Here is a 22,956-nt window from a genome sequence, read left to right on the forward strand (position 1 = left end):
TTCATTTTACCTTAGGTTGTACAGGCAAGCCCTCCAGTCAGGCTGAGCCGCGCAATGAACATTTTCGGCGCCGTCACCTTTGGAAGCCTGATCAAGACCTTCCTTCCGGGTCTGGTGTGGCTGTGTGCATTTGGCATCGTCGAAGCCGACATCGCTCAGTACAGGGGCTACGAATCCTATGTCCTGAAGATTCTCGGTAACAGCAGTCAGGCCTCGACGCTGTTGATCATCGCATTCCCGGCGTCGATCTTCGTCGGATTGCTGTCCAACATCATCGTCTTCATGGGATTGAACGACTTGCTCGTGCGCAATCCGTTCAAGATCAAGAACAGCGATTTGTCCGCGCTGCACGCCAGACTCTCGCAAATGCTGCGCGACAAGAGCTGGACGGTGCTCGGACTGAACGACGCCACGTTGAAGGAAAGCTTCGATCAGTGGACCGATCCCGAGATCATCCTGGTCGAGAGGATTGGTCCCGAAAAGCTGGCCTATGTCCGGGAGCAGTACTGGTATCATTTGGAGTTTCAGCTCAATCTTCTGATTTCCTTCCTCGCCGTCTTTCTCGCGCTCGTCATTTCGGCCTTCATCAACGGCATCTTCGATTCGGCAGGTGGCTTCGGCCGCTTTCTTGTCATGGCCGGCATCTACTTCCTGATCAGTGCCGGGTTGCTGCGCGCGGCCCGCAAGAACTACGAACGGCATGTCGCCAAGATGGCGAGCCTGCTGACCGCGGTGCTGACGCAGTCGCAAGACGAAGAGGATGAGGTTGCTTAGCCGGCCATCAACAGCTCTCGGAGCCCCCCGCGCATTGGCCGGTTTCGGATCGCCGCCCGATGACCTATATTGGGGGCATGCAGGCCTATTTCTTCGACCTCGACGGAACCCTGACCGATTCTAGGGCAGGCCTCTATCCTGCGTTTCGCCGCGGCCTGGAGGTGATCGGTGTCCACGGGGTGCCGGACGCCCGGCTCAAGACCTTCCTGGGAACGCCGCTGCCTCAGGTGTTTCGCGCGATGCGCCCCGACGTCAGCCAAGCTGAAATCGACCACGGAATGACGGCCTTCCGTGCGCTTTTCGAGCGGACCGGCATCGTTGCCAATGAATTGTATCCGGGCGTAATTGATCTGCTTCGCAGCATCCAGATGCGCGGTTCGGCGATCTGGGTGGTGACCTCCAAACCGCAGAACCAGGCGATCGAGGTGGTGAGCTATCTCAAGCTCGATCGCTATGTGGCTGGCGTGATCGGTGCCGGACTGGCCGAAACCGATACCAAGACCGATCTCGTCGGCCGGGCCCTTGCGGCCGCGCAGGCGGACAGCAGCAAGGCTGTGATGGTGGGTGACCGCTCCTACGATATCATCGGGGCAATCGACAACGGCGTGCTGCCGATTGGTGCCCTGTGGGGATATGGGTCCGAGGACGAACTGAAGGCGGCTGGATGCCGGCACTTTGCCAAGTCGCCGGACGATTTTCGCGTCGCGTATGTCGAGACAAGGGCAGGCTTTGTCGATACCGGCCTGACCGCCGCCGCCGGGCGATATTAGCCCGCCATCATCATATCAGCCGCGCCGCTCTCGATCGCCTGGATGCCGTGCTCGACGACATTGTTGCGGCCACGGTGCTTGGCGGCGTAGAGCGCGGCGTCGGCGGCTTCGATCAAATCGCCGGGACGCAAGGCCTCGTTGGGCTTCGTCGCGGCAACGCCGATCGAGACGGTGACGATCATATGGGCCGAGGTGATGTGCGGCAGGCACAGTTTCAGCACCGCCGCGCGCACCTGTTCGCCGATTTTCACGGCGCTGTTCACATCGGTGTTCGGCAGCAGCAGGCAGAATTCCTCGCCGCCATAGCGCGCCGCAAAGCCCATCGTGTCGGCGGCGATGCCGGACAGCGATTCGCCGAGCCTGGTCAGGCAGGAATCGCCTTCGAGATGACCATAGGTGTCGTTGAACAGCTTGAAATGGTCGACGTCGATCATCAGCAGCGCGAGGTCGCTGCCATATTGCTGCGCGCGCATCCATTCGAAGTCGAGCCGGCTCTGGAAGCCGCGGCGGTTGGCAAGGCCCGAGAGCATGTCGATCGAGGCCATCACCGTCAGCCGGTCGTTGCTCGCGATCAGCTCGCGTTCGCGCTGGCTCAGTTGCGCGGCCATCGCGTTGAACGCGCGGGCCAGCGGCACGAACTCGGCCGGCAGGCGATTGCGCGCCGCGCGGGCCGACAGATCGCCCTCGCCGAGACGCTTGGCCATGTCGACCAGCATCTCGATCGGCTTGATGACGAGCTTCTCGGCAGCGATCAGCGCGCCGAGCAGGACGAACACCACGACGAAAGCGAGCTGGAGATAGGCGGTGCGGATGTCGCGGCTGACCGCCGCGGACACCTTGTCCTCGTCGATGCTGGCGATCAGGCGGGCATTGGTGCCCGCGATGCGGATGTAGCTGACCGCGCGGCGCGAGCCGTCGGCGGCGAGGAAAGACAGCGCGCCCTCGTCCTGGTCTGAGCGCAGCGCCCGGTCGGCGATGGCGGACATCAGCGGCATGTTGTCGAGCGGACGGCCGACCGCGCTGTGCTGGTCGGCCGGCGCGGCCAGCACGGTGCCTGCGCTGTCGACCAGCACGGCGGTGATGCCGGCGCGGCCGCCCAGATTGCTCATCACCTTCGACATCCAGTCGAGGTTGACCGTGGCGAGCACGACGGCATCGGCGACGCCGCTGAAGGCGGACACCGGGTAGACCGCCATGACGGTTGGCGTCTGCACCGGGCGCGACAGGATGAAATCGCTCAGCACGAAGCGGCCGGTTTCCTGGGCCTGCTGAAAATACGGCCGGTCGCTGAGGTCGAGGCCGACATACATGTTGTTGGTGGCGCATTGGATGCGTCCGTCCTGGCCTGCGATCAGAAGCGTACGGATCCAGGGCAGATTCGACGGCAGGCTCGCGCGCAGCACGTCGCAGCTCTTGCTGACGCCGCCGGCGGAGGCGCGGATGAAAGCTTCCGACTTCAGGATGGTCTCGACCGACGAGATCACCTCGCGCTGCGCGTCGGCGCTGTGCCTTGCGACGGTGGTGAATTCAATCGTGGCCTGCGCGATCTGCCGGGCGCGGGTGTCTTCGAGCGAACGAATGCGCTCGAGCATCAAGGGTGCCACCAGAATCACCGCGAGCAACGCAAGCCGCGCTCGGATCCCGAGAACCTGCTTGAGTTTCGCTCGCTTGCGGTTGAGACTGATGCTTGCCATCTTCGCTACCCACCCCGATGGGCAAGGTAAAGCGAAGGGTTCAAAAACTCTTTCTTGAACTCGGTAAAATTGGACTTACCCCAGTTACGTCCTTAATCAGTCGACGTCATGACAGATGAAAACGCCGCGCCGGTAACCGGCCATTCACCAAACGCGCTTGCCGCGGTCGAAGCCGAAATTGCACGCGCCTGCAAGGATGCGCGGCGCGATCGCGCCTCCGTGACGCTGATCGCCGTGTCCAAGACGTTCGCCGCGGACGCCATTATCCCGATCATCGACGCCGGACAGCGCGTATTCGGTGAGAATCGGGTGCAGGAGGCCAAAGGCAAGTGGCCCGCGTTAACGTCTGTTTACCCCGGCATCGCGCTGCATCTGATCGGACCGTTGCAATCCAACAAGGCGAAAGAGGCGGTCGCGCTGTTCGATGCCATCCACTCGGTGGACCGTCCGAGCATTTGCCAAGCGTTAGCCAAGGAAATCAAATCACAGAACAAGCACCCGCAGCTCTTCGTCCAGATCAACACCGGCGAGGAGCCGCAGAAGGCCGGCATCGCGCCCGGAGAGGCCGACGCCTTCCTCGCCAGCTGCCGCGACACCTATGGGCTGACGATATCGGGCTTGATGTGCATCCCGCCGGTCGACGAACCGCCGGCCGCGCATTTCGCGCTGACCGCCAAGATCGCCGCGCGCAATGGATTGACCAATCTCTCGATGGGCATGAGCGCGGATTTCGCCACCGCAATCATGCTGGGTGCCACCCATGTGCGGGTGGGAAGTGCGATCTTCGGGCACAGGTGATTGCTGTCGTCCCTGCGAAGGCAGGGACCCATACCGCGTGATCTCTCATTTGATCACCGGTGTTCGTACCGGCGAAAGTTAGGTGACTCCGGTCTTCGCCAAACTTCTCCCTGGGGTTATGGATCCCTGCGTTCGCAGGGACGACAGGAGAGTGTGAGTTGCCTACACGAACCCCACCGCCACCGTCCCCAACACCCCAAAGTCCACCGTCATGTGATCGCCGGCCGCAATCGGCAGCGGTGGATGGCACGTGCCGGTCGTCACCACCTGCCCTGCCCGCAAGGTGATGCCGAGCCCGGAGAGCTCATTGGCGAGCCAGGCGAGCGCGACGCGGGGATCGCCGAGCACGTTCTTGCCGTGACCGACATAACGCTCGCCGCGCACCGTGATCTGCGGCCGCTCCTCGACGAGATCCATCGTACGCCAGTTCGCAGCCGTCGCCTCGCCCAGCACGAACAGATGCGCGCAGGCATTGTCGGCGATGAGCTGCGCCTCGCCGGCGCTGGCGAAATCGCCAAAGCGCGAATCGGGAATCTCGATCGCGGGATGGAAGCTGTCGACGGCGGACAGCACCTCGTCGACGGTGTACGACGCTGGGCGCGGCGGCAGGTCGCGTCCCATGCGGAAGGTGAATTCAGGCTCGCCCACGCGCATCTCGTTGCCCTTCATCGACGCAGTCCCTCCGTCGGCGATGACCGTGTCGCTCATGATGCGACCGGCCAGCGGTCCGGTGACATTGATGTGCTGCTGTCCTGATACGCTCGTGGCTGCGATCTTCCAGCCGAACAATTCTCCCAGAGACTGGGTTTCGAGCGCAGCTTGGATGGCGTAGCCCTCGATTCGGCTCTGCGGTCGCACCGGAGCCTCCAGCGCGTCAAGCTTGGAGCCGTCGCGCCAATGTTGAACGAGCACGCGCGATGCGGCCGCGATCTGATCCTTGTCGAGCATTGGTCTCACCCGATGATGATTCTTGTTTGTGGGCCCAGGCGCCGAACCAATTGCAGCATCGCAGATTTCGTCATCGAGACGCAGCCCGCAGTCGGGCCGAAATTGTCGCGGGCCAGGTGCAAAAATACCGCGCTGCCGCGGCCGGCAATCCGCGGCCTGGTATTGTGGTCGATCTCGATGATGAAGTCATAGAGATGATCTGTGCGCTTGAGGCGGTCGCCGCCCTGCCCCTCGCTCAGCCGGATTCCCTGGTTGTAATGGCGGTCCTTCGGATCCTCGCACCAGGCGTCGGCTGCCGTGATGGTCCGGGCCGGCAAGAAGCTCTGCGGACGGCTGTGCCGGTCGCCCCGCCACCACAATCGCCGGGGACGGAAGCTGCCTCGGGGGGTGCCGCCGTCGCCCTCGCGCTTGTTGGCCAGGATGCCGCCCCGCCCCAGCGCGACCGGAATGGTCAGCGAGCCCGCGATCAGCCAGCCTCGCCGCGGATTGCCGGCGGCAGGCTTAACGCGGATCGTTCGAAGCGGTCCGGCACTTCGATTCATGGTGTAACCGACTGAAACAGCTCTATTTTTCATGTGAACGTGCAATGTCGAATTCATTACAGGACATTCATCGAAACGCCCTGCTATTCTGAGTTAGAGTGGTTCTGGCTTGTGAATCGGTGACAGCCCACTACTTCAACACGAACAACAATAACAACAGCGACCCCTAAACTTCCCCTCACGGCTGGGTGCGGCATTGGATGCGCGCCGAGCCGGACCCCAAAAGGATGACCCCCTATGGCCAATGCCCGCAAGATCCTGATCGTGGATGACGATACCGATCTGCGCGATACGTTGGTGGAGCAATTATCGCTACACGAAGAATTTGAGGCCTCCGCCGTCGATACCGGCGCCAAGGGCGCGAGCGCCGCCAAGGCCAATGCCCCCGATCTCGTTCTGATGGATGTCGGCCTGCCGGACACCGACGGCCGTGAGGTGGTCCGCTCCCTGCGCAAGGGTGGCTTCAAGGCTCCGATCATCATGCTGACCGGTCACGACACCGATTCCGATACGATTTTGGGGCTGGAATCCGGCGCCAACGACTATGTGGCAAAGCCCTTCCGCTTCGCCGTCCTGCTGGCCCGCATCCGCGCCCAGCTCCGCCAGCACGAGGCCAGCGAGGACGCGGTGTTCTCGGTCGGCCCCTACTCCTTCCGTCCCGGCTCGAAAATGCTCACCGCGGCCAATGCCCGCAAGGTGCGCCTGACGGAGAAGGAAACCGCCATCCTCCGCTTCCTCTACCGCGCCGGCCAGATGCCGGTCTCGCGCGAGACCCTGCTCCAGGAGGTCTGGGGCTATAATTCCGGCGTCACCACCCACACGCTGGAAACCCACATCTACCGCCTGCGCCAGAAGATCGAGAAGGACGCCGCCAACCCGGAAATCCTGGTCACGGAAGCCGGTGGCTACAAGCTGGTGCCGTGATACGCTTGAAGGGCGTGCGAATCGTTTTAGATCGCATGCCCTTGAGCCTCGGATCTGAATGTCAATCGACGACGACGTAGCGCTTCTCGAGCGAGTTCCGACACTGCGCCTGTTGGGCGACGCCTCGTTGCGCATGCTGGCGATCGGGTCCGAGCAGCGTGACTTCGTCCGCGGCGACACCCTGTTCAATCTCGGCGACGACGCCGATGCCGGCTTCGTGGTCCAGCGCGGCGCGTTCCGGGTCGACGACGGCGCCGGCGCCGAAATGATCGCCGGTCCCGGCGCGCTGATCGGCGAGCTCGCGCTGGTGGTGCCGATGAAGCGTCCGTCGAGCGCGATCGCTCTGGAGCACTCCTCCGTCATCCGCGTCGCCCGCAGCCTGTTCCAGCGCGTGCTCGAGAGTGACCCCGCTGCTGCCGTTCGCCTGCGCGATGAATTCGCGGTGCGCTCGAGCCAGATCGCGAGCGACATCTTGATGGCGGGCGCGAAGCTGACGTCCTGATTACCGCTCCATCCGGGCTACGAACTTATACGTCCAGCGTCACCGTCACGGGCACATGGTCGGACGGCCGCTCCCAGCTCCGCGCATCGCGCAGGATTTTGAAATCGCTGACGGCATCCTTCAATGCGCGCGACACCCAGATGTGGTCGAGCCTGCGGCCGCGATCGCCGACGGTCCAGTCGGCGGAGCGATAGCTCCACCACGTGTAGACCTTCTCGGACATCGGAATGCGGTCACGTGCGACGTCGACCCATTCGCCGGCCTCGAGCGCGGCCTGGAGCTTTTCCGTTTCGACAGGCGTGTGCGAGACGACCTTCAGCAGCTGCTTGTGCGACCACACGTCGTTCTCGTGCGGGGCGACGTTGAGATCGCCGACCAGGATGTGGCGATCCTCTCCGCGCGGATGCAGCGGCTCGCACGCCTTCATCTCGTCGAGGAAGCGAAGCTTGTGATCGAACTTCTCGTTCACCGCGGGATCGGGAATGTCGCCGCCGGCGGGCACGTAGAAATTATGCAGCACCAGCGGCTTTGCGATATTCGCCTTCTCGCCGAACGAAACGGAGATGTGGCGCGAATCCACCTTGTCGCAGAAGGTACGGATGTCCTTTGACTCGAACGGAATCTTCGAGACGATGGCGACGCCGTGATAGCCCTTCTGCCCGTTCAGCGCGACGTGCTCATAGCCGAGTCGCTTGAAGCGCTTCAGCGGGAAGGCATCGTCGATGCACTTGGTCTCCTGCAGGCACAGCACGTCGGGCCGCGCGCTTTTGAGGAATTTCGCGACCAGATCGATGCGCAGCCGCACCGAATTGATGTTCCAGGTTGTCAGGGAAAAACGCATGGGAAATGCGTCTTAGCATGGATTGGCGCGGGGAAAGCACCCGTGCGCGATAGACCGACTATGGCCATCCACGACAATCTCTCGTGCCCCGGACGCGCTGCAGAGTCGGGGCCCACTGCGCTGCATTCTGGGTCCCTGTGTATCGAAATCCTGTCATGGTGGAGTGGGCGGGAAGCCGTTGGGTCCTTGGCGCTTGACGCCGTGAGCCGGCTCGGTCTCCCGCCCGTTCCATTTATCAACCTGAACAGTTGCACGAGGCTGCGCCAACAGACCTCGCATCACAGGGACAGGCACCATGATCATACGCCCTCGTTACGTCGGAATCGACGTCTCCAAACGATATCTCGATATCTTCGATGAGAGCCTGGGCGTGCCGGAGCGCATCGCCAACGCGCCGCAGGCCATCACACAGATCGCGGCGCGTTGGCGATGCGATGTGCTGGTCGTCTTTGAAGCCACGGGCGTCTATGACCTTGAGCTTCGTGAGGCGCTCAGCCAGGCCGGCATCCGCTTTGCCCGGATCAACCCGGCCCGGGCCCGGGACTTTGCGCGCGCCAGCGGCCAGCTCGCCAAGACCGACCCGATCGATGCCCGGATGCTGGCGAGCTTTGCCCGGGCCATGCAGCCTGCCGCTGAGCAGGCTGCCAATCCTGCCCGCAATGCCCTGGCGGGGCTTGCAAAACGGCGGGATCAACTGGTTCTCATGCGTGCCCAGGAGAAGAACAGGCGCAGCGAGGCCGAGGACCGCGCCATGGCCGATCGCATCGGTCGGCTCATTGAAGTCCTCGACAATGAGATCGCCGCAATCGAGGCCGATATTAGCGCACTGATCAAGACTGAGCCGGAGGTCTCCGATGATGCGCAGTTGATGCGGTCACTTCCCGGCGTGGGCCCCGTAACCTGCATGCAGCTGATCGCGCAGATGCCGGAACTCGGAAAAGTGGGACCGAAGCAGGTGGCCGCGCTCGCCGGCCTGGCTCCCTTCAACGTCGACAGCGGCGCTTACCGCGGCAAGCGGAAGATCGTCGGGGGCCGAAAGCGCGTCCGCGATGCCCTCTACATGGCCGCTCTCAATGCGGTCCGCCGGGCCGATCCATTCAAGGCCTTCTACGCTCGACTGCGACAGGCCGGTAAACCTGCCAAGCTCGCTCTCATTGCCGTTGCCAGGAAGCTGTTGACGGTCCTCAACGCCATCATCCGCGATCGAAAGCCGTACCTGTACACTAGACCGGCTATGCGCCGCACCGCTACGCGCTGCGTCGCGTCCGGGACACGAGACGGGACTAGCCCGGCGCCGGGCCGTAATTGGTGAAATCGATCTTGAACATGCCGGGATCGAGCTTCTTGCTCGAATCCAGATTGTAGACCGCGATCGTGGTGTCGTAGCCCTGCGGATCGGTGACGGTCCACTGCTTGAGCTGGCCGTCCTTGGCGCCGAACATCAAGAGCAGGCGGCTGGTGCCGACCAGCGCCTGCTTCTCCTCGATGGTGACGCTGACGAAGACGTCGTCGGCCGAGACGCCAACGACATTGGTGTCCTTCATCAGGTCGATGCGGTCGGACAACAGGAAGCGCAGCGGCGTCTGCGACAGCGGATAGACGTCCTGGGTCGCGAGCTTGCGGTCGCGCACCACCAGCGACGATCCGTCCGCGACGATGTCGATCGGGCTCGGCGCGTCATATTCGAAGCGCACCTTGCCCGGCTTCTGGATGTAGAAATCGCCCTGCGTCTTGCTGCCGTCGGGGCCGACCTGGACGAAATTCCCGACCAGCGTCGAAAGCGACGAGAGATAGGCGCTGACCTTGGCCGCCTGCGCCTTCTGGTTGGCATCGAAGGTCTGGAAGATGCTGCTCGGCACGTTGCGGCGCGGATCGGGGATCACTGGATTCGGCGGCGTCTGCGTCGCGCCGGTGACAGCGGGTCCACTGCCCCCGGATTGAGCACCATCACGGCCCTTCGGCGCGGGCTTCGGCACCGGCACGGTCTGCGCGAACGACGTCGCGGTCACCATCGCGGCAGTGACGAGCAGCACGCCGGCCACGCGCGCGCTTCGCGCAGCGATATTGGCAGCGAATCGAATGTCCGGATGTCTGATCAACGCGTCGTCCTGTATGTCTAGGCGCCTTTTAGCGTGATTTCGGGCAAAAGCAGATATCGATTTTGCGTGAAATGATGTCTCGTCGAGGCTCCTCGCCTCACATATGGCTGTCTTCTTCCTCGACCAGAATCTCGCGCTTGCCGGCGTGGTTGGCGGGTCCGACGATGCCTTCCAGTTCCATGCGTTCCATCAGCGATGCGGCGCGGTTATAGCCGATTTGCAGGCGGCGCTGGATATAGCTGGTCGAAGCCTTGCGGTCGCGTTTGACGATCGCAACGGCCTGCTGGAAGAGATCGCCGCCGCCGTCCGCGCCCATGCCGCTGGCGTCGAACACGGCGCCGCCGTCCTCGTCTTCGGTCGGCTCTTCGGCGGTCACCGCCTCGAGATATTCCGGTTGTCCCTGCGTCTTGAGGTGACGCACCACCTTCTCGACTTCGTCGTCGGACGCAAAGGGCCCGTGCACGCGGCTGATGCGGCCGCCGCCGGCCATGTAGAGCATGTCGCCCTGGCCGAGCAATTGCTCGGCGCCCATCTCGCCGAGAATGGTGCGGCTGTCGATCTTGGACGTGACCTGGAAGGCGATGCGGGTCGGGAAGTTCGCCTTGATGGTACCGGTGATGACGTCGACCGACGGACGCTGCGTCGCCAGGATCACGTGCAGGCCGGCGGCGCGCGCCATCTGCGCGAGGCGCTGCACCGCGCCTTCGATGTCCTTGCCGGCGACCATCATCAGGTCGGCCATTTCGTCGACGATGATGACGATGTAGGGCAGCGGGTCGAGCGAGAGCTTCTCTTCCTCGTAGATCGCCTTGCCGGTCTCCTTGTCGAAGCCGGTATGCACCGTGCGCGTCGGCTCCTCGCCCTTGGCCTTCAATTCGAGCAGGCGCGTGTTGTAGCCGTCGATGTTGCGCACACCGAGCTTGGCCATGTTCTTGTAGCGCTCTTCCATCTCGCGCACGGCCCATTTCAGCGCGACCACCGCCTTCTTCGGGTCGGTCACGACGGGCGTGAGCAGATGGGGAATGCCGTCATAGACGGAGAGTTCGAGCATCTTCGGATCGACCATGATCAGGCGGCACTGGTCCGGGCGCAGCCGGTAGACCAGGCTGAGGATCATGGTGTTGATGGCGACCGATTTGCCGGAGCCGGTGGTGCCGGCGATCAGCATGTGCGGCGTGCGCGCGAGGTCGATGATGACGGGGTCGCCGCCGATGGTCTTGCCGAGGCAGAGCGGCAGCTTGGCCACCGTGTCGGTTGCTTCCTTGGCGATCAGCAATTCGCGCAAATAGACCTTTTCGCGATGCGCGTTCGGCAGCTCGATGCCGATGGCGTTGCGGCCAGGCACGACGGCGACGCGCGCCGACAGCGCGCTCATCGAGCGGGCGATGTCGTCGGCAAGCCCGATCACGCGCGAGGATTTGATGCCGGGCGCGGGCTCCAGCTCGTACAGCGTGACCACGGGGCCTGGATTGGCTTTCACGATCTCGCCGCGCACGCCGAAATCCTGCAGCACGCCTTCGAGCGAGCGCGAATTGGCTTCCAGCTCGGCCTTGCTGAGCGGCTGGCGATCGCCGGCCTTGGGCGCGGCCAGCACGGACACGGACGGAAGCTCGAATTTGTCGGAGGATTTCTTGGGGGAGGCCTTCGGCGAAGCCTTCTTGCGCGGTGCGCGCGCGACGGGCTCCTCCTCTTCCTCCTCCTCGTCTTCCTCTTCCTCGTGCTGATCCTCGTCGTCTTCGTCGTCGGACTGCGGCGAGATCGAGGGCGCGGAGCGCCCGCCTCCGAGATTCGGCTCCTGCCGGCTGAACGCCACGGCCTTGGTCTTCGGTCCGCTCGAGACCAGCGAACGGTAGGCGGCGCCACACAGCCAGATCAGCCGCGCCTTCGTGCTCATCAGCGCATGGAACAGCCAGCCCAGCGACACCGAACCGCGATCGCTCTCATCGTCTTCCTCGAGCGGCTTGTCGTCGTCCTCGATCTCCGCGAGCTCGTCGTCATGCTCACGGGCGCCGAGGCCGCAGGCAATCAGAAAGGTCGCGGCCATCGCAGCGAACAGGATCGTGCCGAGCACGATGCGATAGATCGTGCCCGGCGGTCCGAAAATCACCGCGGGCGCGCGCACCAGGGCATCGCCGACGACGCCGCCGAGGCCGGTTGGCAGTGGCCATGCGCCGCCATGGGGCCAGCAGCTGACGAAGCCCGCCGCGATGACCGTGCAGAGAATCCAGGAGCCGAGCCGCAGCGCTTCGCGGTCGAACGGGCGATGCGTCATCATGCGCCAGCCCCAGACCGCGACGGTCAAGACCAGCATGATCGCGCCGAGCCCGAGGATCTGCATCGCAAGATCGGCGCCGATCGCGCCGGCATAGCCGAGGATGTTGCGGATCGGCCGCGAGGTGGCGTGGCTGAGGCTGGGATCCTGCACCGACCAGGTCATCAGCGCGGCCGAGGCGACGCCCGCCAGCGCGATCAGGCCGAGGCCGGAGAGTTCGCGCATGCGCCGCGCCAGACCCTCACGGATCGATGGCGGCAGATGGCCGACCAGTGGAATGACACGTTCGATTGCCGACATGCTCACGGGCCCGCCTAACCCAGAGTCTCGACCAGGCGATGCAACGCCTGCGCCGTGGTCTCACCATCCTGCACCAGCGCGAGACGAATGTAGCCCGCGCCGGGATTGAATCCGTCAGGTTGCTGTCGCGCCAGGAAGCTGCCGGGCACCACGCGCACACCTGCTTCCTTGAAAAGCTTGAGCGTCACGGACACGTCGTCGCCGATCCCCGACGTATTGAGCCAGACGCAGAAGCCGGCATCGGGCCGGCGATAGCCGTAACGGTTGCCGATGATCTGGTCGGCGAGGTCGAACTTGATCCGGTACAGCCTGCGGTTCTCCTCGACATGCGCTTCGTCGCCGTAGGCGAAGGTCGCGACATGCTGCAGCGGCACCGGCACCTGGGGCGCTGCGATGTTGCGCAGCTCCAGGAACATGCCGATGAATATCTTGTCGCCGGCGGCGAAGCCGACGCGCAGGCCCGGCAGGTTCGAGCGCTTCGATAGCGACTGGAACGCGGCCACGCGGGTGAAATCCGCGCCCGCGCATTCGAGCGCGCTGCCCGGCGCTTCGCGGGTGTAGATCTCCGAATAGCATTCGTCGCTGAGGATCATGAAGCCGTAGCGATCGGCGAGGCGCTTCAGGCGCGTGAAGTAATCGCGCGAGGCGACCGAGCCTTGCGGGTTGGCAGGCGAGGCCAGATAGAACGCCACGGTGCGCGCCAGCGTTGCCTCGTCGATGGCGTCGAGATCAGGCAGGAAGCCGTTTTCGACCGTGGTCGGCAGATAGACTGGCTCGCAGGCGGCAGCGAGAGCGCCGGCGCCATAGACTGGATAGAACGGGTTCGGCATCAGGATGGCGGGCTTGCCGGGGCGCGGGCCGACATAGCGCGCGGCTGCGATCGCGGCGAGGAACAGGCCCTCCCGGCTGCCATTGAGCACGAGAATCTCGCCCTTGGGGTCGAGCGCCCGCGGCAGCTTGAAGCGCGACGACATCCAGGCGCTTGCGGCCTGGCGGAACGGGTCGGTGCCCTGGTTCATCGGGTAACGCCCGAAATCGGCGATGTGCTTGGCCAGCACCGGCCCGACGAAATCGGGCACGGGATGCTGCGGTTCGCCGACCGCAAGCGAAATCAAGGGCTTGCCAGGCTGATGCGGCGCCAGCAGCTCGTTCAGACGGACGAAGGGCGAGCGTTCGTTGTTGGAGCTTCCACCGGCCTGCGGCGCACGGGATGAAGCGGTCATGACCATTCTGGGCGCCAGTACTCTTGGAACAGCCGGTCGCAGCACGGCGCCGGCAGGAAGCGGTTCAGTTCACCATAGATAGGGCGAGGTTAAGACGCGATTAACCATCGGTCGGCAGGTGCGTCCAGAGCTGGAATATTGAGGCCGGATAACAACGGGATGCGGGCGTGTTCGGGGGCTGCGTCATGGCCGGGCTTGTCCCGGCCATCCACGCCTTTCGGGCAGCACTCAAGAAACTGGATGCCCCGGACAAGCCCGAGCATGACGAGCTTGGCAAGCCTCCCGGCCTCAGCGCCCCGGCAGTTTCTCGAACGTCTTCATGCCCGCGGGGATCGCATGGAATTCCTGGATGTCGCAGGTGTAGATCGCCATCTGCGGATGGAACTGGGTCGGATCGTCCAGCGTGCCGACCTTCACCACCACGGCGGGCAGGCCCGGAACCTTGGTCACCAGATGGGTGCCGCATTCGGCGCAGAACTCACGCGTGACGGCGCGTTCGAGGTCCTTGCGGGTGAACTGCTTGGGCTGACCCTTGGTGTAGCTGAAGCCGGCCACCGGCATCGCGATGAAGGTGTTGGGCGCGCCGCCCGAGATGTACTGGCACTCGCGGCAATGACACTGGGCCTGCATCATCGGGTCGCCCTCGGCCTGGTAGCGCACTTCGCCGCAATAACATCCGCCTTCCAAACGCATGACGACCTCCCGCTTGTTGTTTCTTATGGGCGACATTTCTGCGCCGCCGGTGCGGAATGGCAATCCCTTTCTTCGCTGCGAAATCAAAAACAGCCGCGCGAAAAGAAAGGGGCTCCAGCTTGCGCTGGAGCCCCTCAACGGTCAGGGCATTGCCGGGTATGTGCCCGGACCGTAGTTGTGGACGCGGTCTCCGGGGAGACCGCGCCCGGGAGGAGCCTTACATGTTGTAGGCGCGCTCGGTGTGCTCGGTGATGTCGAGGCCTTCACGCTCGCTCTCGACATTGGTGCGCAGACCGACGATCACGTCGACGACCTTGTAGAGGATCGCCGAACCGACGCCCGACCACACCAGCGTAGTTCCGACGCCCCAGATCTGGGACATCATCTGCGCCGCGAAGTCGTAGTCGGCGACCTTCGGCGGGATCGCGGTATAGTCGATGATGCCGGCGCCGCCGAGGGCGGGGTTGACGAGAATGCCGGTGCCGAGGGCGCCGACGATGCCGCCGACGCAGTGCACGCCGAACACATCGAGGGAGTCGTCATAGCCGAGCGCGTTCTTCACGACGGTGCAGAAGAACAGGCAGACCACGCCGACGATGAGGCCGAGGACGATCGCGCCCATCACGCCGGAGAAGCCGGCGGCGGGGGTGACAGCCACGAGGCCCGCGACAGCGCCGGAGATGACGCCGAGCACCGACGGATGGCCCTTGATGATCCACTCCGCGAACATCCACGACAGCGCGGCGGCCGCGGTGGCGACGAAGGAGTTGGTCATGGCGAGCGCTGCGCCGCCGTTGGCTTCGAGGTTGGAGCCGGCGTTGAAGCCGAACCAGCCGACCCAGAGCAGCGAGGCGCCGATCATCGACATGGTCAGCGAGTGCGGAGCCATCAGCTCCTTGCCGTAACCGACGCGCTTGCCAATCAGGAGAGCGCCGACGAGGCCTGCGATGCCGGCGTTGATGTGCACCACGGTGCCGCCCGCGAAGTCGATCGCGCCCTTCTTGAAGATCCAGCCGGCGTCGGCGTTGATCTCGTCGAGCTTGGCCTGCGCCGCGGTCTTCGCCGCCGCGTCAGTCGCCGCGGCAAGAGCCTTGGCAGCGTCCTGGATCATGTCCGGGCCCGGCCAGTACCAGACCATGTGCGCGATCGGGAAGTAGATCAGCGTGACCCAGAGCGGGATGAACAGCGCGATCGCCGAGAACTTCATGCGCTCGGCAAAGGCGCCGACGATGAGGGCGGGGGTGATCGCCGCGAAGGTCATCTGGAAGCACATGTAGATGAGCTCCGAGATGTTGGCGTCGACCGAGAAGGTCGCGGCCTTCGAGTCGGTGGTGACGCCCATCATGAAGGCCTTGGAGAAGCCGCCGATGAAGTCGGAGCCGCCGGTGAAGGCCAGGCTGTAGCCGTACACGGCCCAGATCACGGTGACGACGCAGACGGTGTAGAACACCTGCATCAGGACGGAGAGCATGTTCTTGGAACGGACGAGACCGCCGTAGAACAGCGCGAGGCCGGGAATCGTCATCAACAGCACGAGCACTGTCGATGTCAGCATCCAGGCGTTGTCTCCCTTGTTGACCGTTGGCTCGGCGTAGGCTGCGGTCGCAGCGAACAGGCCGACTGCGAGAGCCGCCAATCCCGCGCCATAGGGACGCTTGAACGTCATATTATTCACTCCTGATTGGATAATGGTTGAGCGCGAAATCAAAGGGCCGCGGCATCGGCCTCGCCGGTGCGGATACGCACCGCGTGGTCGAGGTTGATGACGAAGATCTTGCCGTCGCCGATCTGTCCGGTCTTGGCGGCGGACGTGATGGCGTCGATGGTCTTGTCGACCTGGTCGGAGGCGACAGCGACCTCGATCTTGATCTTGGGCAGGAAGCTCACGGCATATTCGGCACCGCGATAGATTTCCGTATGGCCCTTCTGGCGGCCATATCCCTTGACTTCCGTCACCGTGAGACCGTGAACGCCGATGGCGGTCAGGGCGTCACGGACTTCTTCCAGCTTGAATGGCTTGATAATCGCCATAACAATTTTCATGGGTCCTATCCCCGCTTGGGCCCGGTCCGGACATGGCCGGGCGTTCTCGACTGGTTCGCCACGAGGGAGAAGTTCACTACGCGGGCACAGCCGGACCCATAGAATCAAATGCCGTGCCAGATCGGGCGCGTTGCCTAATGGACTATGAAAACGGGGGTTTTCGCGTTTGGCGGGTATTGCAGTGCGGTGCGCTATTCCGTCGCGCCCAAAACGTGGTCATGTCTGCTCAAAAGGAGTGCACGACAGGCTGCCGACACAATGTTGCTCATGTGTCGGGCAGCAAAAAGGTAATTACGTAGCGTCAGCGTTATTGCAGGGCTTCGCCGTGCTGCGAAATATCCAGCCCTTCGAGCTCGTGCTCACGGGATACGCGCAGTGGCACGAACAGGCCGACCAGCTTGAGCAGGACGAAGCTCACGCCGGCCGACCAGACGAAGGTTGCGGCGATCCCGTACAACTGGATCAGCACCTGCTGCGGATGGCCCTCGAACAGGCCGGCGGTGCCGCCGATGGCGCTGGTTGCGAACACGCCGGCGAGCAGGGTCCCGGTCAGGCCGCCGATGCCGTGGACGCCGAACACGTCGAGCGAATCGTCATAGTTGAAGCGGTGCTTCAGCCAGGTGCAGGCCCAATAGCAGACCGCACCGGCGACAATGCCGATGACGATGCCGTGCCAGGGCGCCACGAAGCCAGAGGCCGGCGTGATGGTGCCAAGCCCGGCCACCGCGCCGGAGATCATGCCGAGCACGGAGGGCTTGCGCCGCGTCGACCATTCGATCGCACCCCAGGTCAACGCGCCTGAGCAGGCCGCAAGATGCGTGGCGATGATCGCCATCACCGCGCGTGAATTGGCCGCGCCGGCCGAGCCGCCGTTGAAGCCGAACCAGCCGACCCACAGCAGGCCGGTGCCCATCACCGCGAGCGACAGATCGAACGGCGAGAGATTTTCGGAGCCGTAGCCTTGGCGACGCCCCATCACCTTCGCCGCAATGAGGCCGGAAGTGCCGGCCGACAGGTGCACCACGAGGCCGCCGGCGAAATCCAGCACGCCCATGCTGTTGAGAAAGCCGCCGCCCCACACCCAATGCGCCAGCGGAATGTAGACGAAGATGAACCAGGCCACGGAGAACAGAAGATAGGCGGAGAACCGCATCCGGTCGGCGACCGAGCCTGCGACCAGCGCCACCGTGATGATGGCAAACGTCATCTGGTACAGCATGAACAGCGCTTCAGGGATGGTCTTCGCCGCCGGATTGACGCTGTCCATGGTCATGCCGGCGAGAAACCAGCGGTCGAGCGTGCCGATCCACGGGCCATCGCCGACGAAGCAGAGCGAATAGCCGAACGCGACCCAGAGGATGGAGATCAGCGCGACCGCGGCGAGGCTCTGCGCCATGGTGGCGAGCACGTTCTTCTTGCGCACCATGCCGGAATAGAACAGGGCGAGGCCCGGGATCGTCATCATCAGCACCAGCGCGGTGGCGACGATCATCCAGGCGGTATCGGCGGCGTTGATCTCACTTGTCGCGGCTTGCGCCGGCGCGGCCATGACCAACGCAATTCCGATCGGCGCAGCCATGGCAGCTGCGCGGCGCAACAATCCCGCCATATCGTTCCCCCCGGCATCAATTGGCGTCACACAAGCTAGCGTCGTTGCTGGTGCGATCGAAGAAGATCAAAGCGTTTTCGCGCGAAGTGGATACCGGTTCGCGTGAAGAAAACGCGTCAAAACAAGAATCTAAAGCGCGTCGCTGTCGGTTTCGCCGGTGCGGATGCGCAGCGCGTGATCGATCGGCGTGACGAAGATCTTGCCGTCGCCGATCTGCCCGGTGCGGGCGGAGGCCGTGATCACACCGACGGCCTTGTCGGCGATGTCGGAGGCCACCGCGATTTCGATGCGCAGCTTGGGCAGGAAGTTCACGACATATTCGGCGCCGCGATAGATCTCGGTATGGCCCTTCTGCCGGCCATAACCCTTCACCTCGGTCACAGTCATGCCGTGGACGCCGATCGCCGTCAGGGCCTGGCGGACCTCATCGAGCTTGAAGGGTTTGATGATCGCGACGACGAGTTTCATGGTCAGGCCTATTCCCCGGGATGCGCCGCGCCGTATGTCCCCGGCGCTGCGTCAATCTGGCATCTTTCCGGGCAAATGGCACAAAAAACTTGCAGATTGAAGCGCAAAAACGTTTGGCCAAGGGCGGTCATGTGAACGGCCGCCTCTGTACAGGGCAACCGTTCATCCTTCACAATGCATTTTTGGCATGGATACGGTGAACCCGGGCCGGCCGAGCGGTACATAAGTATTTTGAGGGGACGCTTCATGGCGAGTTGGTTCTACGCATCCGAGGGCAAGCAGCAGGGGCCCTTTCCGGAAGGGCAATTCCGCGACCTCGTTGCCCAGGGTGTGGTGCGCCCGGATACGCTGGTGTGGACCGAGGGCATGGCCGGCTGGCAGAAGGCCGCCGAAATCCCCGGCCTGGTCGGGGGCGGCGGCGCGCCGCCGATGATCCCGGCGGGCGGCCCGCCGATGATGGGCTCCCGTGTTTATGCTGGTGACGCCGGCGGCGGATCGCTGGCCGTCGATTTCGGCATCCTCGAGTTCACCTGGCGCACGCTCGTCTTCGTGATTGGCTCGTGCTTCATCATCCCGGTGCCGTGGCTGTTTGTCTGGTACCTGAACTGGATCGTGCCCTGCGTGAAGGTCCCCGGACGGCCGAATCTCAGCTTCACCGGCACTGCGATGACGCTGGTGCCATGGTTCTTCGGCTTCATCGTTCTGGCGATCGCGATCGGTTTCGTCGGCAGCCAGCTGCTGAGCAATCTGCTGTTCATCGTCCAGATCGTGCTCTACTGGCTGCTGGTCAAATGGATGATCGCCAACCTCGCCTCCAACGGGCAGCCGCTGGGCTTGAGCTTCACCGGCTCGGTCTGGGCCTATATCGGCTGGAATTTGCTGTTTGCGATTTCCATCATCACCATCATCGGCTGGGCCTGGGTCGCCGCAGCCCAGATGCGCTGGTTCTGCCGCAGCATCGAGGGCACGCGGCGCGAGATCGTGTTCAAGGGCTCGGGCCTCGACATTCTCTGGCGCGGCATCGTCGCTGCGATCCTGAGCAGCCTGATCATCCCGATTCCGTGGGTGTATCGCTGGATCATGAACTGGTTCGCGTCGCAGACCGAGCTCGCTCCGCGCGGGTCTCTTGGTGCATGAGCTCAAAAGCCTCGAACGCGAGACCTCGCGTTCGAGGTGATCATCCCTTTCGCTCGCGCACGGAGCCTTCCTGCGCGACGGAGGCGACCAATGTGCCGTCGGGCTTGAAGATCGAGCCGCGGGTCAAGCCGCGGCCGCCGCGCGCATTCGGCGAATCCTGGGCGTAGAGCAGCCATTCGTCGGCGCGGAACGGGCGGTGAAACCACATGGCGTGATCGAGGCTCGCCGGCATCATGCGCTTGTCGAACAGCGTGCGGCCATAGCGCGCCATGATCGCATCCAGCAGCGAGAAGTCCGAGGCATAGGCGAGCGCGCACATGTGCAGCGCCGGGTCGTCGGGCAGCTTCGCGGCGGTCTTGATCCAGACATGGATGCGGCCGTCGTCGATCTTCTGGCCGAAATAGCGGCCGAGTTCGACCGGACGCAGCTCGATCGGCCGGTCCGATTCATAATAGCGGCGGATGAACTCCGGCATCTCCTTGAACATCGGCTGCTTCGCCACCTCCTCTGCCGTGAGCTTCTCCGGTGGTGGCACGTCGGGCATCTTGTCCTGGTGATCGAAGGCGCTTTCCTCCTCAGCATGGAACGAGACCATGATCGAGAAGATGGCGTTGCCGTGCTGGATCGCGGTGACCCGGCGGGTCGAATAGCTCTTGCCGTCGCGCAGACGTTCGACCTGGTAGATGATCGGGATCTGCGGATCGCCGGGCAGGATGAAATAGCAATGCAGCGAATGCGGCAGCCGCCCCTCGACGGTGCGGCAGGCCGCGACCATCGCCTGTCCGATCACCTGGCCGCCGAACACGCGCTGCCAGCTCGTCTTCGGGCTGTTGCCGCGGAACAGGTTCACCTCGAGCTGTTCGAGGTCGAGGATCGAAATGAGGTCGATCAGGCTCTTGGACATCGGGTGCTTTCAATTGTCTCGTCATTCCGGAACATCGCGCCAGCGATGAACCCGGAATCCCGAGCTGATAACCTCGATATTCCGGGCTCGCGCATTGCGCGCCCCGGAATGATGGGAACGAAGGGCTCGCCGCCCTTGTTTCACAGCACTGTTTCGCCCAGCTCAAGTCTGCTAGCAAGACCGAGAATTGACCGGGAATTTGGGTATGTCGGTACAGGGAAGCATTGTCATTGGCGGCGGCGCGTTTGCCGGCCTCGCGCTGGCCTTGGCGTTACGCCAGGGGCTCGGCCCCGAGATCCCCGTCATCGTCGCCGATCCCGCGCTCGCGACACGTCCCAGCCGCGACCCCCGCGCGACCGCGATCGTGGCCGCCTGCCGCCGCCTGTTCGAGGCGATCGGCGCCTGGGAGGACGTCAGGGCCGAGGCGCAGCCGATCCTCGACATGGTCGTCACTGACTCCAAGCTGGAGGACGCTACCCGTCCGGTCTTCCTCAATTTCGCGGGCGACGTCGCGCCGGGCGAGCCCTTTGCGCATATGGTCGAGAACCGCCGGCTGATCGATGCGCTGACGGCGCGTGCGGAAGCCGAGGGCATCGATCTCCGTGCCACCACCGTGGCGTCCTACGATGCGCGGCCCGAAGGCATCGACGTGACGCTGGGCGACGGCAGCGTGATCGCCGCCGGCCTTCTGGTCGCCGCCGATGGCGCGCGCTCAAAGCTGCGCGAACGCGCGGGCATCGCGACTCATGGCTGGGAGTATGATCAATCCGGCATCGTCGTCACGGTCGGCCACGAGCGCGATCATGAGGGCCGCGCCGAGGAGCATTTCCTGCCGGCTGGTCCCTTCGCGATCCTGCCGCTCTCCGGCAAGCGCTCCTCGCTGGTGTGGACCGAGCGCCGGGCTGAGGCCGCGCGCATCGTTGCGCTCAGCGACGAGAAATTTCACGCCGAGCTCGAGCAGCGCTTCGGCCTGCATCTCGGCGAGGTCAAGGCGCTCGACAAGCCGCGCGCGTTTCCGCTGTCCTATTTCGTCGCGCGCTCCTTCATCGCAGAGCGCCTCGCGCTGGTCGGTGATTCCGCCCATGTCATCCACCCCATTGCGGGCCAGGGCCTCAACATGGGCTTGAAGGATGTCGCGGCCTTGGCCGAAGTCGTGGTCGATGCCGCGCGGCTCGGCATGGATCTCGGCGGCGCCGACGTGCTTGAGCGCTACCAGCGCTGGCGCCGCTTCGACACCATGGCGATGGGCGTTGCCACCAACTCGCTGAACTTCCTGTTTTCCAACCAATCGACGCTGCTGCGCACCGTCCGCGACATCGGCCTCGGACTCGTCGACCGCGCTCCGCCGCTGAAGAACCTCTTCATCCGCCAGGCCGCCGGGCTCACGGGCGAGGTGCCACGGCTGTTGAAGGGCGAGGCGTTGTAGGATTTTCGTAGCCCGGATGGAGCGCAGCGTAATCCGGGGTCGCTGCACCGTCTGCGCAAGGATTCCCGGATTGCGCTGCGCTCCATCCGGGCTACGAGAAACTCAATCGATCTTCCGCGCCTCTTCCGGCAGCATGATCGGGATGCCGTCGCGGATCGGATAAGCGAGCTTGGCGCTGCGCGAAATCAGCTCCTGCTTGGCGGAATCGAACTCCAGCGGGCCCTTGGTCAGCGGGCAGACGAGAATCTCCAGCAATTTGGGATCGACGCTGGCTTCGGGACGTTCGGTGGGCGTATTCATTTTGGTCTCCGGCGTTCGGCTGCCTCTAGCACAGAAATTCGCCACCGCCCATCGCGGGCTCAAGCGGAGACCATCGTTAAGACCTCGTCGAGCATGGGCTGCAGCCGTGCCGCCGGCACCGGCGCGCCTGAAAGCGCGAAGCCGAGAAACGTCCAGTAGAGAATCTGTGCGCGGGCCTGCGCCGTCGCCGCTCCGAGCCCGCGCTTTCCCAGCAGCTGCTCGATATAGTCGAGCCTGCGGCGGTCGATCGCGCGCACGGCCCCTTGCGCAGCGGCATCGAAAGCCGCCCAATTGCGCACCGCGCGTTCGAGATCAAGCCGCGCGCCGAACGTCCTGCGCAGCAGCGCCTTCAACGGCTCGTCGCTGGCGGCCTCGACGTCGGCGATGATCTGCTCCGCCGCGATCTCGCGCCAGCGCTTCAGCACGGCGGCGTGGAACGCGCCGAGATCGGCGAAATGCCAGTAGAAACTGCCGCGCGACACCCCCATGGCCTTTGCCAGCGGGTCGGCCTTGAGCGCGGTGAAGCCGCTGCTGGCGAGCGCCTTGAGGCCTGCCTTGATCCAGTCGTCGGCTGAAAGCTGGTCGGTCATGTCGGGTTCCCGGAATTTGACCATACACTAGTGTATTGACAGGACGCAGACCAGCGCCTATCTCTCCATACAGCACTGTATGGACGGAGGAGGCGAGGT

General features: G+C 64.0%; 22 protein-coding genes and 1 pseudogene. 8 read left to right on the forward strand and 15 right to left on the reverse strand.

From position 1 onward, the window contains the following. Positions 1 to 54 precede the first annotated feature (54 nt). Together AC0WRY_RS01045 and AC0WRY_RS01050 are read left to right on the forward strand one after the other, a co-directional pair. Positions 55 to 774 carry a hypothetical protein gene (locus AC0WRY_RS01045; protein WP_194405278.1) on the forward strand — a complete coding sequence of 240 codons (720 nt, stop codon included), beginning with the start codon at positions 55 to 57 and terminating at the stop codon, positions 772 to 774. Positions 775 to 833: 59 nt separating this feature from the next. Continuing rightward, on the forward strand, positions 834 to 1,544 hold the full coding sequence (locus tag AC0WRY_RS01050) for an HAD hydrolase-like protein (RefSeq protein ID WP_194405279.1): 711 nt from the start codon (positions 834 to 836) through the stop codon (positions 1,542 to 1,544). On the opposite strand, the gene AC0WRY_RS01055 is transcribed toward AC0WRY_RS01050, so the two are convergent. Further along, positions 1,541 to 3,238: a diguanylate cyclase domain-containing protein gene (locus AC0WRY_RS01055; protein WP_194405280.1), complete on the reverse strand. Its 1,698-nt coding sequence runs from the start codon at positions 3,236 to 3,238 to the stop codon at positions 1,541 to 1,543. The genes AC0WRY_RS01050 and AC0WRY_RS01055 overlap by 4 nt on opposite strands. A gap of 108 nt (positions 3,239 to 3,346) precedes the next feature. Between AC0WRY_RS01055 and AC0WRY_RS01060 the strand changes: the two genes are divergently transcribed. Beyond that, complete coding sequence (locus AC0WRY_RS01060; protein ID WP_194405281.1) at positions 3,347 to 4,036, forward strand: YggS family pyridoxal phosphate-dependent enzyme; 690 nt, start codon at positions 3,347 to 3,349, stop codon at positions 4,034 to 4,036. Between the two features lie 162 nt (positions 4,037 to 4,198). Here the strand turns inward: AC0WRY_RS01060 and AC0WRY_RS01065 are convergent, their stop codons facing one another. After that, the gene (locus tag AC0WRY_RS01065; protein ID WP_194405282.1) at positions 4,199 to 4,984 is read right to left on the reverse strand and encodes a 2-keto-4-pentenoate hydratase; all 786 of its coding nucleotides are present in this window, start codon (positions 4,982 to 4,984) and stop codon (positions 4,199 to 4,201) included. Between the two features lie 5 nt (positions 4,985 to 4,989). Next, positions 4,990 to 5,559 carry a L,D-transpeptidase family protein gene (locus AC0WRY_RS01070; RefSeq protein ID WP_194405283.1) on the reverse strand — a complete coding sequence of 190 codons (570 nt, stop codon included), beginning with the start codon at positions 5,557 to 5,559 and terminating at the stop codon, positions 4,990 to 4,992. A 204-nt stretch (positions 5,560 to 5,763) separates the two neighbouring features. Here AC0WRY_RS01070 and AC0WRY_RS01075 point away from each other — a divergent pair, with 204 nt between their 5' ends. Together AC0WRY_RS01075 and AC0WRY_RS01080 are read left to right on the forward strand one after the other, a co-directional pair. Next, on the forward strand, positions 5,764 to 6,450 hold the full coding sequence (locus AC0WRY_RS01075) for a response regulator transcription factor (RefSeq protein ID WP_007598630.1): 687 nt from the start codon (positions 5,764 to 5,766) through the stop codon (positions 6,448 to 6,450). Between the two features lie 58 nt (positions 6,451 to 6,508). Next, positions 6,509 to 6,952 carry a cyclic nucleotide-binding domain-containing protein gene (locus tag AC0WRY_RS01080; protein WP_194405284.1) on the forward strand — a complete coding sequence of 148 codons (444 nt, stop codon included), beginning with the start codon at positions 6,509 to 6,511 and terminating at the stop codon, positions 6,950 to 6,952. Between the two features lie 25 nt (positions 6,953 to 6,977). Here the strand turns inward: AC0WRY_RS01080 and xth are convergent, their stop codons facing one another. After that, positions 6,978 to 7,793, reverse strand: coding sequence for an exodeoxyribonuclease III (xth, locus tag AC0WRY_RS01085; RefSeq protein ID WP_194405285.1), 816 nt, complete (start codon positions 7,791 to 7,793; stop codon positions 6,978 to 6,980). 295 nt (positions 7,794 to 8,088) lie between these two features. Between xth and AC0WRY_RS01090 the strand changes: the two are divergent. Then, a pseudogene (locus AC0WRY_RS01090) lies at positions 8,089 to 9,009 on the forward strand (IS110 family RNA-guided transposase); the annotation flags it as partial. 67 nt (positions 9,010 to 9,076) lie between these two features. Here the strand turns inward: AC0WRY_RS01090 and AC0WRY_RS01095 are convergent. From AC0WRY_RS01095 to AC0WRY_RS01130, 8 genes are all read right to left on the reverse strand, one after another. Next, positions 9,077 to 9,835, reverse strand: a complete 759-nt coding sequence (locus AC0WRY_RS01095) for an outer membrane lipoprotein carrier protein LolA (RefSeq protein WP_194408125.1) — start codon at positions 9,833 to 9,835, stop codon at positions 9,077 to 9,079. 154 nt (positions 9,836 to 9,989) lie between these two features. After that, positions 9,990 to 12,470: a DNA translocase FtsK gene (locus AC0WRY_RS01100; RefSeq protein WP_194405286.1), complete on the reverse strand. Its 2,481-nt coding sequence runs from the start codon at positions 12,468 to 12,470 to the stop codon at positions 9,990 to 9,992. A gap of 8 nt (positions 12,471 to 12,478) precedes the next feature. Then, entirely contained in the window at positions 12,479 to 13,693 is a 1,215-nt protein-coding gene (locus tag AC0WRY_RS01105; protein WP_194405287.1) for an aminotransferase class I/II-fold pyridoxal phosphate-dependent enzyme, read from the reverse strand. A gap of 282 nt (positions 13,694 to 13,975) precedes the next feature. Then, positions 13,976 to 14,380 carry a GFA family protein gene (locus AC0WRY_RS01110; protein WP_194405288.1) on the reverse strand — a complete coding sequence of 135 codons (405 nt, stop codon included), beginning with the start codon at positions 14,378 to 14,380 and terminating at the stop codon, positions 13,976 to 13,978. A gap of 217 nt (positions 14,381 to 14,597) precedes the next feature. Continuing rightward, positions 14,598 to 16,046: an ammonium transporter gene (locus AC0WRY_RS01115; protein WP_194405289.1), complete on the reverse strand. Its 1,449-nt coding sequence runs from the start codon at positions 16,044 to 16,046 to the stop codon at positions 14,598 to 14,600. Between the two features lie 38 nt (positions 16,047 to 16,084). Further along, positions 16,085 to 16,423 carry a P-II family nitrogen regulator gene (locus tag AC0WRY_RS01120; RefSeq protein WP_008142813.1) on the reverse strand — a complete coding sequence of 113 codons (339 nt, stop codon included), beginning with the start codon at positions 16,421 to 16,423 and terminating at the stop codon, positions 16,085 to 16,087. A 307-nt stretch (positions 16,424 to 16,730) separates the two neighbouring features. Beyond that, the gene (locus AC0WRY_RS01125) at positions 16,731 to 18,032 is read right to left on the reverse strand and encodes an ammonium transporter (RefSeq protein WP_491122549.1); all 1,302 of its coding nucleotides are present in this window, start codon (positions 18,030 to 18,032) and stop codon (positions 16,731 to 16,733) included. A 129-nt stretch (positions 18,033 to 18,161) separates the two neighbouring features. Beyond that, positions 18,162 to 18,500, reverse strand: a complete 339-nt coding sequence (locus tag AC0WRY_RS01130) for a P-II family nitrogen regulator (RefSeq protein ID WP_027535359.1) — start codon at positions 18,498 to 18,500, stop codon at positions 18,162 to 18,164. A gap of 246 nt (positions 18,501 to 18,746) precedes the next feature. On the opposite strand from AC0WRY_RS01130, the gene AC0WRY_RS01135 reads away from it, so the two are divergent. Beyond that, positions 18,747 to 19,637 (forward strand): DUF4339 domain-containing protein, encoded by an 891-nt coding sequence (locus tag AC0WRY_RS01135; protein ID WP_491122550.1) that lies wholly within the window; start codon positions 18,747 to 18,749, stop codon positions 19,635 to 19,637. A 40-nt stretch (positions 19,638 to 19,677) separates the two neighbouring features. Here AC0WRY_RS01135 and tesB read toward each other — a convergent pair whose 3' ends face one another. After that, positions 19,678 to 20,541, reverse strand: coding sequence for an acyl-CoA thioesterase II (tesB, locus tag AC0WRY_RS01140; RefSeq protein WP_194405292.1), 864 nt, complete (start codon positions 20,539 to 20,541; stop codon positions 19,678 to 19,680). Between the two features lie 205 nt (positions 20,542 to 20,746). On the opposite strand from tesB, the gene AC0WRY_RS01145 reads away from it, so the two are divergent. After that, positions 20,747 to 21,967, forward strand: coding sequence for a ubiquinone biosynthesis hydroxylase (locus AC0WRY_RS01145; RefSeq protein WP_491122551.1), 1,221 nt, complete (start codon positions 20,747 to 20,749; stop codon positions 21,965 to 21,967). 102 nt (positions 21,968 to 22,069) lie between these two features. On the opposite strand, the gene AC0WRY_RS01150 is transcribed toward AC0WRY_RS01145, so the two are convergent. Then, positions 22,070 to 22,267 (reverse strand): Trm112 family protein, encoded by a 198-nt coding sequence (locus tag AC0WRY_RS01150; protein ID WP_194405294.1) that lies wholly within the window; start codon positions 22,265 to 22,267, stop codon positions 22,070 to 22,072. 59 nt (positions 22,268 to 22,326) lie between these two features. After that, the gene (locus tag AC0WRY_RS01155; protein WP_194405295.1) at positions 22,327 to 22,857 is read right to left on the reverse strand and encodes a TetR/AcrR family transcriptional regulator; all 531 of its coding nucleotides are present in this window, start codon (positions 22,855 to 22,857) and stop codon (positions 22,327 to 22,329) included. Between the last annotated feature and the right edge of the window lie 99 nt (positions 22,858 to 22,956).

Source organism: Bradyrhizobium sp. T-12 (assembly GCF_058314695.1).